The sequence below is a fragment of the Bradyrhizobium sp. MOS003 genome, from assembly GCF_003020125.1.
Classification (GTDB): domain Bacteria; phylum Pseudomonadota; class Alphaproteobacteria; order Rhizobiales; family Xanthobacteraceae; genus Bradyrhizobium.
The window spans coordinates 180,771-196,397 of sequence record NZ_PYFW01000009.1; the positions used below are offsets into that span (position 1 = coordinate 180,771).

A 15,627-nucleotide genomic window follows, 5' to 3' on the forward strand; every position below is an offset into this window, starting at 1 on the left:
CGCTGATTAAGAGTCAGCTGGCCTTACGGAGGATATACTGGCACTCTGGATCCTCGGCGATGCGAAGCGGGTCGTTGCGGGCCAACCACTTCGCCATGGCGCTCTTAGCGCTCGCTGAGCGCCGTCGACGCGAGCGGCGCCGCCTTACCCCCTTGATCAACCAACCAAGGAAGTTTTCTGCGGTCGTGAGTTCTTCGGGACAGCTGCCAGAGACGGCGTCGGCGAACAGTTCGAGCGCCTCACGCCTAACGACCATAGTGTCGTAGGTGGTCGCCATGGTCGTCAGCTCCACCAGAAGCGCAGACGGAATCGCTTCCACGGTCGAGAGCAGACGCTTGATGTAGCTCACATGGTCGATACGCCAAGCGCGCCACATTTCGTCGTTGTACTGTGGATGAAACTGCGCAGGCGGCAGCGCATCGACGCTACGCTGGTCAAGCTGGATCGCTGCGCTGAAGTTTCGAAGAAGCTTCCGGATATGCTCGTGGGTCAACACCTTGGTCATCGCGGGTGGTCCTTTCGTTTCGCAGCCTTCAAGCTCCCATGTTTTGCGCAATGTCGCGAGCGATCATTTGTTGACAAGGGTCCGCTGTACCGCGCGACAATGAGAAATTGCTAAAATCCCCGACAGATTAGGACAAAACGACTGGTCGCGGCCTCGCCGATTCAATTGGAATGGGGCTTCACTGCATGCCTCCGGCCAACACGATTTCAGCAAACGTATATGGCACAGCTATTCGCACGCAGTTTCGTGCAAAATCTGTTGACGCAGCCGCCGCGGCACACAAATGCGCGACGCTCCATCCGTACGCGCTTTCGTAACGGCACGACAGGCGAACTGCGCAAGAAATATTTAGCATCGTCATACCGTTACCAGCATAGCCATCGAATTATGATGGCAGCTTGGCGCGATCAGACCTCGGAAAGCGTCGCACGTCGAGCCGACGCCGCCAATCAAAGATCGTTCTAGTGCATCCGACTGTGCCGACGGTTGGACGGTTAGACGCCCTCGCTGGCGAACAAACCTACTACTTGTCAAACGCCATCCGGAACTGCCGCCTTTGCGTATCCAAGGAGGGGGCAATTCCTCATGACGCTAGGGTCCGCGAGATGGACAAGGTCTCAAACGGCCGCGTGGTGCTGACCAATCGCGAGCACATCATCGCTGGAGCCACGGTCAAGGGTCTGATGGAAGCTCCGCGACCCCTACAAAGTCCGCGCCCCGAAAGTATACTTCGACTGAAGGTCACGAAGGACATGCTCGAGCTGGCCAGGAACTCGTCGAGCAGACTGCCGGTAACTTCATCTACCAGAAGCGCGCCGGCAAAGCCCCTCACGCCGAAGGACCGACCGAGCGGCGAGAACGTCGTCGATCTCATGGAAGCGCTCCACCGCAGCGTAGGCGATGGAAGTCGGCGGAGGCACCCCTGGGGGCCTTGCTTTCTCGATGCTGGAGGGATGCGGTCCTAGCTCGTTCGCCAATGACATGCGGACGCCCACCATTCCAACGAGAAGGCCGCCCCCTGAGGCGGCTTCTCGCTTCCGCTCTCAGCCTCGTGGCACGGCTTTCCCGACATCTGCGCGGCGCGCCTAGCCTTCGGTCCAGCGTACATCTGGATGCCGTGAGCTACGCTGGCGCGTTCCTACGAGGCGACGGTGGAGGTAAGAAGAGCGTGCGACGAGCGGCACCCGCCAGGAAAACGGATGGGTCCAATCCGGACACTCTGTAGCTGATCGACGGCTGCTACGAACTTCGTAGCTAATCACCGTAGCAATTTGCGCGCAGCTTCACTGAAGCGCCAAGAAGCGGCGCCTTCACAGTAGCTTGCGACCGATGGTGAGGAGGAGTGTATAATCCGCTGGGCGTCGCCTGTGGCCCGGCCCGTGTCCACTGCCCTAAGTTACCCTCTCCGCGCCCACACGGAGCTGCACCGTTGCCCGGCTTTCTCAAAGAAGTCCCATACAGACACCAGAGGCATGTCTATGGTTACAACGATAAAACCGATCGCAGTCGCTTACATACGAACCTTCTCCGTGGCCAATGTTGGTGGTTATCCTATGGCTGGCGTCGAGGCGCCGGAGGTTGTCGAATATCACCAAGAAGTCGCATAAACATTTGGGCCGGTAGGGGCGCTGCCTTGAGCCGTGACTGCCAATGCCTGCATCGCCGAACGCGGACAGAACGATCCAAACAGCACCAAAAGGTCATGGCGCTCGCCCGTCATCAGCTGTTAGCAGCTGGACCTCTACGTTATTCAAGGAGCCATGACGACGAACGGCCCCGTGCGGAATTTTTAGTCCGCGTCCACATGCTCAGTCGTCAGAACCTGCCAGCGGTAAAAATGCTCGTCAGGTTCCTCCACGGTGAACGTCAATTTGGCCTCCAGCAGCTGCGCGTTTTCGGCCTCCAGGGCCAATGTCAGCCGATGCTTACCCGGAGTCAGATTCTCCACCACCGCCACAACAGTGCCCGCTGCGAAACTTTCGCCATCAAGGGACCACGCCGTTCGCTCAGGTGATATGGGTCGTCCGCCCATATCCAAGCAACAGCCGAGCACCGACACCACCTGGCCATAGGGGAGGCGCGCATCGGCCTCGGGCGAAAGTATATGTACTGAAGGCGGTCGCTGAGGAACGTCAATCGACCCCGCCTCAACCTCGGTCGATCGAATGCCGTCGCTCGCCACTAAATAAAGAGTTGCCTTCCCGTGAACCGGCATTACGCTCAAATCCACACTATAAGCCAGCGCTGTCAGTCCACGCGCAACTCGGATGCGCCGGCCCGACTCCATCACGGCGACCACACTGTAACTAACTCGTTGCGCACTAGACGAGGTGTCGCCGGGCGGTATCGGCGACCCACCAACGCAGGATGGCTGTTCTTGGGAAGCCGGTTCGCAATGTTGCCAGTTAATCGTGACGCCGTTCGCGCTTCTATGAGTTCGCGGAGCCGCCAGCGTTGGGGGCGCGACAGGAATAGCCGTGCGATAGAGCAGCAGCTCTCCCCGGCGCAGTTCGTAAGCAACTCCGTTCGGATGCAGCGGCAATACTCCCCGCACGCGGTATCGTAGTGGATCGTCCACATTGCCGCAGCCACGTGGGCTGACCTGCGGAGCCACGGTCAGCAACGTGCTTCCCTGCGAGTCCAGGAGAACTAGTTGGTAGGCCGAGTCACCCTCCTCCCTCCGCCCCGGCCGCGACGATTCGTGCCCGGGCCGCGGCCGATACACCATGTTCTCCGCCAGCGTCCCACGTATATGAAGGTAAGTCATCGATGGCATATTGCGGCTTCCTTACGTGTTCAGGAACAGCCGCATCCATGTGCTGATCCCCGGCCGTACCGGTTCAAAATAGGTCATAAGGTCGCCTGCCGGCAGCGGAATCGCGGTACTGCTCCGCACGTCAAATGGCGCTCTCCGAAGCAAGCCTCCATTATCCGCCGGGTCGTAAGGCCCTTTGGCTGCACCCGCAGGCAGATTGATGTGGTGAAGGCCGTATGTATGGCCAAGCTCATGCGCTCCTACAAACGGGACGTCGCCCATCGCGAGCGCGGCAATACTTGGCACTCCTGCTATCCCTTGATGGGCAAGCGGCTTGCCTAAAAAGCGTTCGCTCTGCGGGATAATGCCCAGCCACCGCACGTCGCTTGCCTCGTCAGCATCGTCCCACGCATCCTCCAAGTCGTCAGCCAAGTCGTTCCAGGCGTCGTCGGTCGATAGGTCATAAGTGTGTGAAAACCAGCGAATCGAAGCAATGCCTATGTCTGTCAACGGCGTGGGCAAATAATCTAGCGCCCTGCGCAAATAGTCGAGCATAAACTCGTCGGTTCCATACAGGCCCATGTAGACGGCGCGAACACGCAATGGAGCGTGCGCTACCCAGGTCCACGTAGACGTTTGCCCCAACGTGATTTTGCCGCTCGGGTCATCGCATACAATCTGCATGGTAAGTGTGTGCGAACCGGGCGTCAGCCAAGCTGCGGGGACGGTGAAATTCAGAGTGTCGTTCGTGAACGATGGATCAGAAAGTCCGCGGATACTCGCAAACCCGCGATCAGGCGGAATCATCACCCGCACGTTGGTGGGCCGCAGTCGCCGGCCGTCCACCAGTAAGCTTCCTGTGATCTTGTCCAGCTTGTTCGAAAACCAGCCACCGCGATCGCAGTTCATATGAATCCGTACTGCCGTGTCCTTGTTCGCGATCGTCGGCATCCCCCGTCCCGCCAGAACGGCACCCAAATCTTCTTGTACACCCTGCGTCACTTCAACATATTGAATGGTCAGCTTCGGTGGCACGCTGATCCATACCGGAACGTTCAGTGGCGCAGTAGCTCCGCAGGAGCTTAACGTAGTGAATACCAGCGAAGCACTCCTTGGCTCTCTCGGCTCCGGATCGGGAATCGTCAGCACTACCGCGCCGAAGCCGCCCGGCAAATCCGTCCGCTCCCACACGATTTCACCTCTGTCGATCAGCTGGATCTTGATCCTCGTCGTTGGCCCGCCACTCGACCGCCAACTCAGCGCGACCGAGTTTCCTGGGGCCAAATTAGTGGACTTGGTATCGGTGAGATCGATCGCAACACCCGCCACCTTGACCTCATATACGTTTGCCAAGCCGCCGCGAAAGAAGGCGCTGTTCCCCAGTCGGTAAACATCGATGATTGCACACAGGTCTACGTGATGCGTAAACGCATTCAGATGCAATTCACCCGCCGTCGCCCACACCGGTACAACGACTTCGATCTTGGTGTCGGTCCAAGTCTTGGCTTTCACGCCCACCAGCACGCCCGGATCGCCGTCCGCTAAATGAAAGGCTGGATCCTTTATGCCCGGCGACGGAAAATAAACCCGGCCATTCGGTCCAAAACTCTTCCCAAGTATGGTCAGCATCTCACCAGCGCAGCCTTGGTCGTTCACCAGTGAGCCAATTGTGTACCGTGGGCCGAACCGGTCGATCTCCGACATCGCCTTCCGCGACCCGCCCATGCAAGGCCAGCCCCAGTCCCATCTGTCAATTCCCGGCTTTACGATCTCATCGCGCCAACTGGCAATATCGAACGGAATTCGATCCCGATCGAGCGTCGGCTTGGTCACGACTGGATCGCGCATCACGCTTGGATTCATGGACCGCGTTTCTTCCCGCCAGCGGGACGACTCGTGCGCCGTCACAAAAGTCTCCAATGCCTGCCGATCGCCTTGGCGACTCCTCTCAGCCCCCGCGGCCGCGACATCCAAATAAAAGAACGGCTGCAGCAACCGCGACACCGCTTCCAACATCTCTTCCGATTCCGATGGTTGGTGAGCCGCTCGAACAATTCCGGAAATCAAACGAAGCAGCGCGTCGCCATCTAAGGACCGCGGCGCACAATGCCATGCCTCACCGGCTACCTCGTTTAGGATTGAACGCGGGATCACGCGACGAACTTCGATCGGCTCGCGCAGCAGCAGCCAAAGCCGTGTCGAGCCGTGTTGTTCGCCCGCTAACACCGCATCAGCTTCCTTCGCGCACCGATCCAGAAACTCAGCATTGCGCTTCGCCTCCGCAAGGAGCGTCTCACTCACTCCTCGCGCTCCCGCAAGTTCCAACACCTCGTGGATGCGTTGGATCTCGGCTAGATCCACCAATGGCCGTCTTTCAACCTTCGGCGGCTGATCGCCCTCTCCCGGCAGCTGCACCTGTGGAAATTTCTCGGAACGCTTCATTGGGAGTCGTCCTCGTAGTTAGCCGACATTCACCAGGTAGCTACACGTAAGAAACTTTAGGTTGGAAAAGAATGCGTGCCGACGGCACCAGGCTGCCAATTTATGGAAGCGGCAACTTCGGTAGACCGGCATTTTGGGCAGCTCACAGGCAAGCAACGCGCATGACCGTGGGCGGACGCTACGCCGATTTTGTCCTAGTGTCTTTAGGGATGAATGTCGGTTGTGGGTCAAAACGCGAAAAACTCAACCTGAGCAGATCTGTTGCGCCGTCCTCAGGAAGCGGACCCCAACAACTTGCGCCGCTACTTCGCTGATGGGCCATTACCGGTCTCATGCGACGCAGCAAAAAAATGGCAGCCTGGAGTCGATGCGACGACAAATCGAAAAACCCATTCGTGCCTCCGCACGCAATTCTCTGACCATTGAGTCTTCATGCAGGGCGTGCTGGCATAAAAACGCTTTTTATCAGGCGTTTTTGCCTCTGGCCCAAAGCTGAGCTGGTCGCTCGATATAGGCGCGCGAGAATTGCGCGAGCATGATCGCCACGGCGATTGCAAGAAGTGAGTGCCCCGCGATCATGAACACTGCATCGTGCAGAAGATAAAGCGAGTAAGAACATGCCCCGAGCCATACCAGTGCTCGGTTGGTAAGTGCGAGTCGTGTTGTTGCGAGATAGACAGCTCCGATAAATGCGGCGTTGACGCAAAAATATATCGTCGGCGTGATCGTCGCCCAATCTGGCCTTCCAAATGACGAATAAAGGCCTGCGGCCAGTAATGCGATCCATGTTGCTTGATTTTTTCGCCCTGAGTGTAACCGGTAGAGCATCATACCGGCGATGAAGAGGTTTCCAAACAGCGGCATGAGCAGCAACTGGAACAGCCAGAAATGGCCGTGGTTGGTGAGGATCATTGCTACCCGCAAACCCGTCATCGCCACGATCCACGCCAATGCAAAGCGATCAGCGTAACGAATGCCGCCTAACGCGAACAGTGATCCCATCACTATGTAGAACCATAGCTCGTAGGCCAGCGTCCAAATCCCTGCAACATGGTGGTGTTGACGAGAACGTTTTCAACCGACGTGCGGCCAGTTGTCATCAGAAAGCCACCAGCCACAAGGACGGACAGCCAATACGCAGGATAAAGCCGCGCCGCACGATGCAAAGCGAACTCGGCCAGCGAGTTGGCCTTCTCTAAAGACATTAGGATCACGAACCCGCTGATGACGAAGAAGAGTTCGACGCCTAAGAGGCCATAGTAGAAATTGTTTTGGTCATAGTGGTACGCGACGACCCCAACGCCGCGACGCCGCGCAATCCGTCCAGCCCTTGGAGCCGCCGGTTATCCATCAAAAATTAGCCTGCGGGCAATTCGTTCGCAGGTCGAGATTGCGTGATGAACTCGCGCCGTCGCATGCCTGCTCCAAAGCTCAGGAGACCGTGTTGCACCGGATCGAGAGTACTTTGGTAGGGGTTAAAATCGGCATCGAGATCATAGCCGCCCTGCAACGCCCTATGTCGTTGTGGGTCAACAGCGCCGTTTTGATGGGTGCTGTCACTTCCGGTCCGCCCCGATTAACAGACCATATCGAGCCAAACCGCACTTCGCAGTTGGGCCAACAGCCGACCTCGGCCCAGAGGACGGTGAGGTCCGCAAGCCAGAGTTGAACTCGCGCAACTCGATACTGGTTTACTCAATCACCCGATCCGCCTGGGCAAGGAATGATAGTGACAGTGCGAGGCCCAGCTCCTTTGCTGTCGTTACATTGATCGCCACTCGTACTTGGTTGGCTGTAGATTGGAATATCAGCAGGCTTCTTGCCTCGCAAAATGTCAGCGGCTTGCGACGCAATAAGTCGAAACATGTCGGTCAGATCGACGGAATAGGACATCAGTCCGCCGGCCTGCACGAAATCTCGGAACGCATAGCCTGCAGGAAGGTGCTCTGCCGCCAGCAACTCCACCAAGATTTGACGCAAGGCGAGATGCTCACCCTCATCGGAGACCATGACTGCAGTCGGTTCGCTACTCTGTATCGCTTGGAAGCAGCGTTGATAGGCTTCTTGTGAGACGACCCGACCTAGCGGAGTTCAACCATCGGCATGCGAACCTGTTGTGCCGCCAGCCGCACGGCTACACCGGCGGCCCGCTCCCAGTACGCCGCAGACGCGAGATGATAGAGTTGCAGGTTGGGTATCATCTCCGCAAGCAGCTGGATACGTTTGCCGTGAAGCTGCAACCCAGCATCGATGCTTGCGCCCGTGACATTTCCACCGGGGCGCGCAATTGTTGACACGATCCCCATTGCAACCGGATCGCCAAACAGCGCGACTAAGCGCCAACCGGATCCAGCGGCTCGCATTTGCCAGCGTGGTGGCTGCGGTTCTTCACTCTCATCTAGAACTTCTGCCGCCTGCGGCAGGGCAGTACGACCAATGGTAGGCGCACTAGAACGCAACTTTTCGTGATTGAACCAATTAAAAGGATTTAATTTATTTAATCTTAACCTAATTCAACAGTTGCACTAGCCCGAGGGGATACCCGATGCCCACAACAGAAGAAGACGAAGACCGCCGGGAGTTCTTGAAGATGTGTGGCAGGTTTGCTGCCCTAACCCCGCCATCGATGACTCTACTCCTGTCGACGTCGTTGACGTCAACAGCCATCGCACGTTCCGGCGCCCATGACGGAGCAGGATATAGCAGCGGCGGCAGCAGTCATTCAGTCTTCGACAATGATCCACACAGCGCGACCGAGGATCACTCGACCAAGGAGCATTCATCAGCCGGCGGCGGTGGTGGGGGCTCTGGCGGAGGTGGCGGCGAGAACTCGGGTGGCGCAAAGGGGTCCAAGGTCGCGCATTCCGGAGAGGAAGGCTCCCGATCTGGAGGTGGCGGCGGTAACAAGGGCTCCTCGGGCTTTGGCGGCCAGGGTGGAGATGACAAGAAGAAGAATGAGCGCGATTGAAAAGGACCAGTCGAGCGCCGCTTAGCTGCTGTCTGTTGGGGGAACATGCGCCATCTCAAGGTGACAATCCTGGTTTTGGCATATGCGGTGATATCGCCCGCGTCTGCGCAAACCTGTTGCCCCACCGGCTGCGCGCCAGACGCCAATCGGTGCGTGAGCAGCGGTCCGCTGTGGACCAGATGCCTTCCTATCGCCTGCGCCGAAGATTCTCGAGGGCCGTCACGTGGGTCCGCCGTGAGCAAGCACAGAGCCGCCGTGCTCGCCCGCGGGCCAGCGCGTACCTACGTGGTCCCAGCTCAGATTCCCCCAGAGTGCCCATTGGTGAAACCGACCAAGGTGCAGGTCGTCGACGCGACCGCTCAATGCATGAACGTGTTGACTCGAAATGCGCAGTTGCGGGATTGCTTTTTTGAGGACGACGCCGGGAGGGTCGAAGACGAAAGAACCGGCCTGAACTGCCCCGATCGCCAAGCTGCGCTGGCGAGGCAGTGTCTAAAGCGCTGCGTCAACTATGCATCCGATACGACACATCTGGTTTGCGCCGGCAGCTATCCAAACACCGTCTGGCGTGCGTCTTTTGGAGCTATCTCGGGCTACGCTCTCGGTTCCGAGCATGTCGATCTTTGCGGCCCTCGGCTAAGAACGCTGCGGCAAGCTCCAACGCGCTGAAATGTGCTGGACTGAGCCCTTAGCTGCCATCAGGGGGGAGACAAGGGGCCGCCAACTGGCCCTCGATCGAGATGAACAAGGGCTCTCTTTGTGCGTCCTGCCGTGAGCTAGATGGCGAGCGAGGCTAGGCGTGACGAGCCGTCTGCAAACCGTGTCCAATGTGAAGGACACAAGCCACCCCCCCGGCAGACAATACGGCTGATTTCGCGAAATCACTGGAGAATTTGGGGCGTTGTACCTACCCAATCCATGATAGCGGGCGATTCTCCCCCCGATAAGGCGGCAGGAATTAAGTAACTCCAACGGTCGACCTAGGCTCGGGTTTTGCACGAGACGGCCGCGAGAAGGGCGCGACCTCCTTGTTCTCGACCCAAGGGATAAGGTTGATAGCGCGCGGCACGAGATGGCCGGTGATCACTTCGATCTTCATGATGAATTCGAACAACGTGTCGAGTTCGTGCGGTTCGCAGTAGCGCTCGCGGGTTTCGCTGTCGCCGGAGTGGCCGAGGAGATCCGCTCGGTCCTCCTTCGAGAGCAACTTCTTTTTCAATTGCGCGCCGAAAAGGTGACGCACGGCATGGGCGCCCAGCCCTTCCTCGGTGATTTTGGCGGCGGTGAGGATCGGCTTGAACAGCTTGTAGAAGCGGTTGCCCAACGGCGAACGGCTGCTCGGAGAGTAGAGGTCGGGGAAGAGCAGCTTGTAGCCGAGCGCCTTTATCTTGCCGACGTAGTCGAGGAAGCCCAACCTGATCAGCTCGGGGTGGAGCGGGATGTTGCGCTTGGATTGCGCGTTCTTGATGCGCCGCTGCTCGTTGGCTGCAATGTGGATGTACGGCCTGCAGCCTTCGCGAGCCCCGCAAAGCTCCTCCCGCCTCGCACCCATATAGTAGATGAGGATCGGGACATAATAGGGTGCACAGTGAAAGATCCGCGCGCCGCCCTCATCGCCCCACCTTCCGAGATCGTCCCAGCCGGCGCAGTTAATGAACGGCGGGGTTTGAAAAATCGCCTTGGCGCTGTCGATGGGCAGCTTCGCCCTTTCGTCGCGGGCACGCATGTTCTTGCTGCGGACTCTTTGCGCGCAATTTCGTCAGGTTGATTGCCTCCAGGCTCTTTGAACCTCGAGCAATCGCGTAATCGAAGATCTGGCCAATGAAAGTCCAATGCCGATTGAGGGTGTCGCCCCCAATTGCCGCGCTTGCTCCGTTCTACCGAGCGTCCTTTCTCGCGGAGCTCTTCGATCGTGAGTTTCTCGTCCCGCACCGATTTGCCGTAGTGCTTGTAGATTTCGAGACGGAGGAAATCGGGGAACTTGCCGACCTCTGCCTGGCCCACAAGATTGAGGTCGTGAATGCGCTGGTCCTGAACCATGAACTTGATGAACAGGTTCGAGATGCTTTTGGCCTGCCGCTGCGTCTTCTCGTCCCAGTAACCGTCGGCAGCGTTCTGCTGGATCACGCCATCCGCAAATCGCGAAAAGTCGGCCATAGGGACGAATTGCGGGATCACAGCACCAGACGTCTTCGGTGGATCGTTTGAACGATCCACCGCGGGGCTTGCCACCGCAGTAATCGGCTTCGGTGGATCGTTCATCGCACGCAGAAGGCGATTCACCAGTCCCTCGTCTTACCCTCACCCCTTCGTATCGGCGCTCGAACCCTGCCAGAGCAAGCTTCATTCCGCGAAAATACGTTCCCTGCGCCACGTCCATGTTCATGGCGGTCGGAACGGCCTATACGCCTTCGATCATATGCCGAAGGACATCGTACTTGGTCGGCACCATGTCGTTGGCCCGAAGCATGGTCAGGTGACGCTTCACAGCCTCGATGTCGGCCTCCGAGAGACCATCGGCGATCATGCGGTCGCGATCCTCGGGACGCACGGCAGCGCCGTGTCCTTGGGCATCTAGCAGCGTGTATGTCCACAAGGCCCGCTGGTCGTCCGACGAGCCTGGTCGACGTCAAAGCCGGGCGCGTTCTTGGCCGCGAACGCCACCCGATCGAGCTTGGCCAACTGCTTCTCGACGACGGCATGAAGCATTGTCTCAATTTGAGACCGCGACAGCGGATCGGCACCATCAGCAAGCATGGCAACATCATCCAAGAACAGGTTGACCTGGGTAGCCACGCGACAAGCCGCCGCGCGGTTCGTCGTTTTCAGGCTCATAGAAAGATGCGGGCGGCCGAGCACGCTGGCAAGCGGCCGAGGGGTACGGCGGCGCCAATAGTAGACGGCTTGGCGGCGAAAGATGTGGAAAGCCATTTTCGAGCGACACCCTGTGCAGCAGTGATGTGTCGCAGCGCTGTGCAGCAGCGCCCCAGCCAGGCCGGTTTTCGTCAGCAATATCAGGGGAAGCGGAGCTCCTGGCTGGGGCGGGACGGTACTCAGCCAGATCTGGACCCATGGCTGTAGCAGCTATACACCTGAAAAGCCTAACGAAATCGGGCAACACCGATGCCGTGTGCAGCACCTCAGTGCAGCATCCCGCAAGCTCGGCGGACCGGACGCACTGGCAGCTACCCGAGAGCTCACGCGATGCTGGCGGAGATCCCACCCTCGACATCTTCATGATGTCGGAGATCAGCCGCTTCCCCACGATCCTGCGACGCTTAGGTCCCGGGAGGACGGCGCGGCGGAAAACCGGCGAAGGGCCGCACCGACCCTGAAGCAAGCTGGATTTCGCGAGTAGCTCCCCCTGCCTGCCCGTCGTCGTCCTCGGCCAGAGGCAGGACGGCCGCCACGTCGGCGGAAACCACGTCTGGAGCGGCGCTCGGTTGCCCCTCAAGGTCCAGGCCCGCATCATCACCCTTCGACGCGCTCACGCGGTCTCCGAATGCCTTGCGCAGGCTGGCAAGCTGCGCTTCGGTTACCCGGCCGACCCATCCGCCATCCCGACCGTGCCAGTGAAGCCCCGCCGACACGAGCACCTGGCGGTTCGCCGACGATGCGTTGCGTCCGAACTTCACGAAAACCGTAGTATCGTCTTCGCTGGCCGGATCTTCCTGAAACAGCCCGTCGCCCAACTTCGACACCCTCGAAACAAGCAGGTGGATCGGCACTTGGCTAAGATCCATGTTTACAACTGTGGTCCCGATGAGCTCGATGATCTTCGCCTTGTTCGATGCGGCCAAATCCGAAATCTCCTGCCCGATGCGGGCATGATCCCTCTGCAATAGCGCCAACTTGTTGGTGTTGATCTCGATTTCACGGATGAGCGTAGCAGACTTCTTCATGGAATTCTCCTCCATCCATTCTGCTACGAGACCATGGATGCCGGAGAAACGCCAAGGCTAGAATCTAGTTTGGCCTGCAGGCTTCCGGATTGCCGACACGCTCAATATAGTAAGTTGGGAGAAAGGACAGCACCTTGGCAATTCCGTACGTGCGGGCGAAGCCGATCAGCCTAACCGTCACCGGTGGCGTGACGCAGAATTTCGCCTATTCGGGCCGCACGATCATGATGGACCCTCGGCCCGAGATCGCAGCGTTCGATTACTCAGCGTTGCGAGATGACCTGGCCCACGTGGAGGTGCTTCTGCCGCCCGATGCGCCCGCAATGTACCTCGATCCTGCCGCACTCGCATATGCTCTCGACGTAAAGGAAATTCAAAAGGTGCGGACGCCGCTTTCGGAGCGCGAGCGTCTGCCCCAGGTCGTCATGTCGGCGGTTATCGCGCTCCCTTCTGCATTCGAGGTATCAGGGGATGAAGCTCTCACGATCACGCGGAGGATCGCCCTATATCCGTGCGGATCGCATCGCGTCCCGATCCACATCGCGATCCACAACGCCCTCATCAACCGCCATGCTCACGCGGATATCGCTCTTCGCCCGATGGCGCCGGATGGCTCCTTGGGTCTGAAGATCCCCGATTTCCTCGTCCGCTTTCGCGTCAATCGTGCCGACTCGGACCCGGTAGAAGGCACAGGTTGGCCGGACATCAGCTGCGAGATCCAAGAGACTTTTTTTGCAGAACGGGCGATCGATCTTGTCGTCGACCCGTGCGCACCGGTTCCCGAACACCATTTCGACGGCGACATCCCCGATCACATCACCGCGCAATGGATCAGGGATCAGCGTCTGGCGCGGCGTCACGTTAATGTCCGCATGATCAAGACAAGTCCCACGCATTCGATCGAGAAAATTGCGAGGGGACGCTCCGCGGTGCGCCTGGCAGAGCTGCATCGACTGTGCGCTCGATTTATCGACAGCGAGCAGGATCGGCGCATTCAGGTCGAGCGCATGCTGGCTGATCAGAACATCGTTTCGCTGTCCGATGGCACCGAGGCTGGGATGCCTCGTTACGTCACGACCCGGCGCGTGGCGCGCATAATCGACCGAGCCTGCGGCCTGATCGATCGCGGCGGGCGCACGATGACCGCCGTTAGTGCCTCCGAGCACGATGCCGTCGTTCGGCAGCTTGCCAATATCCAAGCGGCTGGCGATCAGCAGCACGAGCCGCCACTCATCCTCGGCCGGACCCTCTCGGATTGCGCACCTCTCGCCGATATCATGAGGGCCCGCAATCCGGTGGTCGGTACCTTGGACATGATCCTGGGCAAGCCCCAAAAGCGAGCACGAGGTCGCTGGAGGCGGGTCAATCTGAAAGTGGAACGGAACATCATTGTTCCGCACGCCGAGCTCGTCGACGACCAAAGACTAGCTCGCCTGATTCTTGCTGCGGATAGCACCGGCTCGAAATTGCTCTTCGGCCACGACCAGAGCCGCGAGAGTGGCATCGTTCGCTCGTTTCTCGCCGCTCACATCGCCGATTTGCAAGCACCGCAACTTCCTCAGGATCATGAGGGACCGCAGGCGATCGAACGACTGCTGCGCTCCGGATTGGTGCGCTCTGCCGTCGAGGCGATGGCCGACCTCAAGGTCTTGCATTTCGGCGCCGGTCCCGACTTCGACGTCGATTCTGAGCTTCCATTCGCCGTAGTCGATTCCTCGCGAATTGAAGAAGTCGGCGATGCGATCCGGACCGGCCGTGTTCGGGCGGGGCTTGTGGAGGAGATGGACACGCTCGCCGGTCCACGCGGCGAAGTGAGGCTGTCGCTCGGCGAATGGGTGGTCACCACGGGAACAAGGGGTCTTCCGCAAACGTTGGATGCGCATCAGCTCGCGCAGATTGTTGCGATCGACTCCAGCGCAAACTGGATCGACGTTGTCCGTCGGGGTATGGTCGCCCGGCTTGATTTTGGCAACGATCCGGCGATCCGGCCGGCCGCGGCAATCTCGATCAGAGCTGCCTGGGATGCACCCCGGGGTTCGAATTTCGTGATCGAGTTGGCCGATCCCCGTCGTGTGTGGGCGGGGCTACTGCTGGCCGCCAACCGCATCGAACACGCTCAGATTTACGTCAATCCCTCCATCGCTCGGACGCACATTGATCTGGCCGATGCCGCTCGCCGTTCGCTTCCTGCCGCTCCGCCGTCACATCGAATCTTGCGACCGGGCAACGACGTTGAGCTGAACAACATACTCGACGATTTTGATCCCTTCCCGGAGCTGAAGACAGCTGAGCCTGAGCGAGCGTTGCTGCCACCCGTCGGATTTAACGAGGCGGTTCGTCACCGGATCATGAAAAGTCGTCAGACACGCCTGGCTTACCGGCTTCTCCACGAGCACGTTTCGCCGCAAAATGCCAATTGCCAACAAAACGTCCGGCGCTCACTCGGACTGTGTAGCAGTGAGCTGACGCGAAAAGTGATCTTGGCCCTTGCCGAGCAAGACGAGGTTCCTGGTTTCGACGAGGCGGACTTTCCACTTGAGTTGGCCGAGCTTGAACCGAGGTATTGGTCCGCGTGGGAGCTTTACAAATTCCAATTAGACCTCAATCTGATGACGGTCCGGGCAGGCGGCTGGGGCCTGTTACCGCCGAACGGGTATAGACCTCGAGCCGCAATTGGTGCGCCTAACGAACCATAGCTCTTCTCGACCCCGAAGCTGATCTAGCATTACTCGAGTTCAGCCAACGGCCCAGCGTGAGGAGCTAGGGCCGTCAACCTACGGGGTTATAAATTCGTTTCTCAGGACTCTAAGCACCGGAAGCGATCATTGACTCCCCAATATGTCAATCGTTCCCCGCTCACTGCGAGCCCTCAGCATGACACTCCCTGAAAGCAGCATGGCGATTTCTGCCGTCCATTGCCCGGTCGAGATCGACCTGGAAAGCTAGGCGATCCGTGTGACCGGCAGCCATGCCCATTCCTCGACGCTGAAGCTCACCCTCACCGAATTCAAGCTCCTCGCGCACATGGCGCGAGCGCCTTCCCGGGTCTTCAGCT

Annotated in this window: 13 protein-coding genes and 1 pseudogene; 3 read left to right on the plus strand and 11 right to left on the minus strand. The window is 58.9% G+C overall.

Going from position 1 to position 15,627, the window contains the following annotated elements; genetic code table 11:
• Positions 1 to 13: 13 nt before the first annotated feature.
• The 7 genes from C7G42_RS29475 to C7G42_RS29515 all read right to left on the minus strand — a co-directional run bounded on the left by C7G42_RS29475 (position 14) and on the right by C7G42_RS29515 (position 8,008).
• A complete protein-coding gene (locus tag C7G42_RS29475) occupies positions 14 to 505 on the minus strand; it encodes a hypothetical protein (protein WP_106952411.1) in 492 nt (163 codons plus the stop codon).
• A gap of 1,789 nt (positions 506 to 2,294) precedes the next feature.
• Complete coding sequence (locus tag C7G42_RS34910; protein WP_147250299.1) at positions 2,295 to 3,128, minus strand: hypothetical protein; 834 nt, start codon at positions 3,126 to 3,128, stop codon at positions 2,295 to 2,297.
• A gap of 165 nt (positions 3,129 to 3,293) precedes the next feature.
• Entirely contained in the window at positions 3,294 to 5,702 is a 2,409-nt protein-coding gene (locus C7G42_RS29490; RefSeq protein ID WP_106952414.1) for a hypothetical protein, read from the minus strand.
• Between the two features lie 465 nt (positions 5,703 to 6,167).
• Positions 6,168 to 6,704 (minus strand): acyltransferase family protein, encoded by a 537-nt coding sequence (locus C7G42_RS29495; RefSeq protein WP_106952415.1) that lies wholly within the window; start codon positions 6,702 to 6,704, stop codon positions 6,168 to 6,170.
• A gap of 2 nt (positions 6,705 to 6,706) precedes the next feature.
• Positions 6,707 to 7,021 carry an acyltransferase family protein gene (locus tag C7G42_RS36360; protein WP_106952416.1) on the minus strand — a complete coding sequence of 105 codons (315 nt, stop codon included), beginning with the start codon at positions 7,019 to 7,021 and terminating at the stop codon, positions 6,707 to 6,709.
• Positions 7,022 to 7,397: 376 nt separating this feature from the next.
• Positions 7,398 to 7,712, minus strand: a complete 315-nt coding sequence (locus C7G42_RS34915) for a type 1 periplasmic-binding domain-containing protein (protein ID WP_147250300.1) — start codon at positions 7,710 to 7,712, stop codon at positions 7,398 to 7,400.
• 71 nt (positions 7,713 to 7,783) lie between these two features.
• Complete coding sequence (locus C7G42_RS29515; RefSeq protein ID WP_106952419.1) at positions 7,784 to 8,008, minus strand: type 1 periplasmic-binding domain-containing protein; 225 nt, start codon at positions 8,006 to 8,008, stop codon at positions 7,784 to 7,786.
• A 239-nt stretch (positions 8,009 to 8,247) separates the two neighbouring features.
• Here C7G42_RS29515 and C7G42_RS36180 point away from each other — a divergent pair.
• Positions 8,248 to 8,547, plus strand: a pseudogene (locus tag C7G42_RS36180) (hypothetical protein); the annotation flags it as partial.
• 1,081 nt (positions 8,548 to 9,628) lie between these two features.
• On the opposite strand, the gene C7G42_RS29525 reads toward C7G42_RS36180, so the two are convergent.
• Positions 9,629 to 10,396 (minus strand): site-specific integrase, encoded by a 768-nt coding sequence (locus C7G42_RS29525; protein ID WP_106952421.1) that lies wholly within the window; start codon positions 10,394 to 10,396, stop codon positions 9,629 to 9,631.
• 95 nt (positions 10,397 to 10,491) lie between these two features.
• On the opposite strand from C7G42_RS29525, the gene C7G42_RS29530 reads away from it, so the two are divergent.
• Positions 10,492 to 10,878: a hypothetical protein gene (locus tag C7G42_RS29530; RefSeq protein WP_106952422.1), complete on the plus strand. Its 387-nt coding sequence runs from the start codon at positions 10,492 to 10,494 to the stop codon at positions 10,876 to 10,878.
• A gap of 193 nt (positions 10,879 to 11,071) precedes the next feature.
• On the opposite strand, the gene C7G42_RS35105 is transcribed toward C7G42_RS29530, so the two are convergent.
• The 3 genes from C7G42_RS35105 to C7G42_RS29540 form a co-directional block, all read right to left on the minus strand.
• On the minus strand, positions 11,072 to 11,221 hold the full coding sequence (locus C7G42_RS35105) for a hypothetical protein (RefSeq protein WP_158537643.1): 150 nt from the start codon (positions 11,219 to 11,221) through the stop codon (positions 11,072 to 11,074).
• A 23-nt stretch (positions 11,222 to 11,244) separates the two neighbouring features.
• Positions 11,245 to 11,601 carry a DUF6538 domain-containing protein gene (locus C7G42_RS29535; RefSeq protein ID WP_147250301.1) on the minus strand — a complete coding sequence of 119 codons (357 nt, stop codon included), beginning with the start codon at positions 11,599 to 11,601 and terminating at the stop codon, positions 11,245 to 11,247.
• Positions 11,602 to 11,948: 347 nt separating this feature from the next.
• On the minus strand, positions 11,949 to 12,572 hold the full coding sequence (locus C7G42_RS29540; RefSeq protein WP_147250302.1) for a hypothetical protein: 624 nt from the start codon (positions 12,570 to 12,572) through the stop codon (positions 11,949 to 11,951).
• Positions 12,573 to 12,706: 134 nt separating this feature from the next.
• Between C7G42_RS29540 and C7G42_RS29545 the strand changes: the two genes are divergently transcribed.
• The gene (locus C7G42_RS29545; RefSeq protein ID WP_147250303.1) at positions 12,707 to 15,268 is read left to right on the plus strand and encodes a hypothetical protein; all 2,562 of its coding nucleotides are present in this window, start codon (positions 12,707 to 12,709) and stop codon (positions 15,266 to 15,268) included.
• Positions 15,269 to 15,627: the final 359 nt, after the last annotated feature.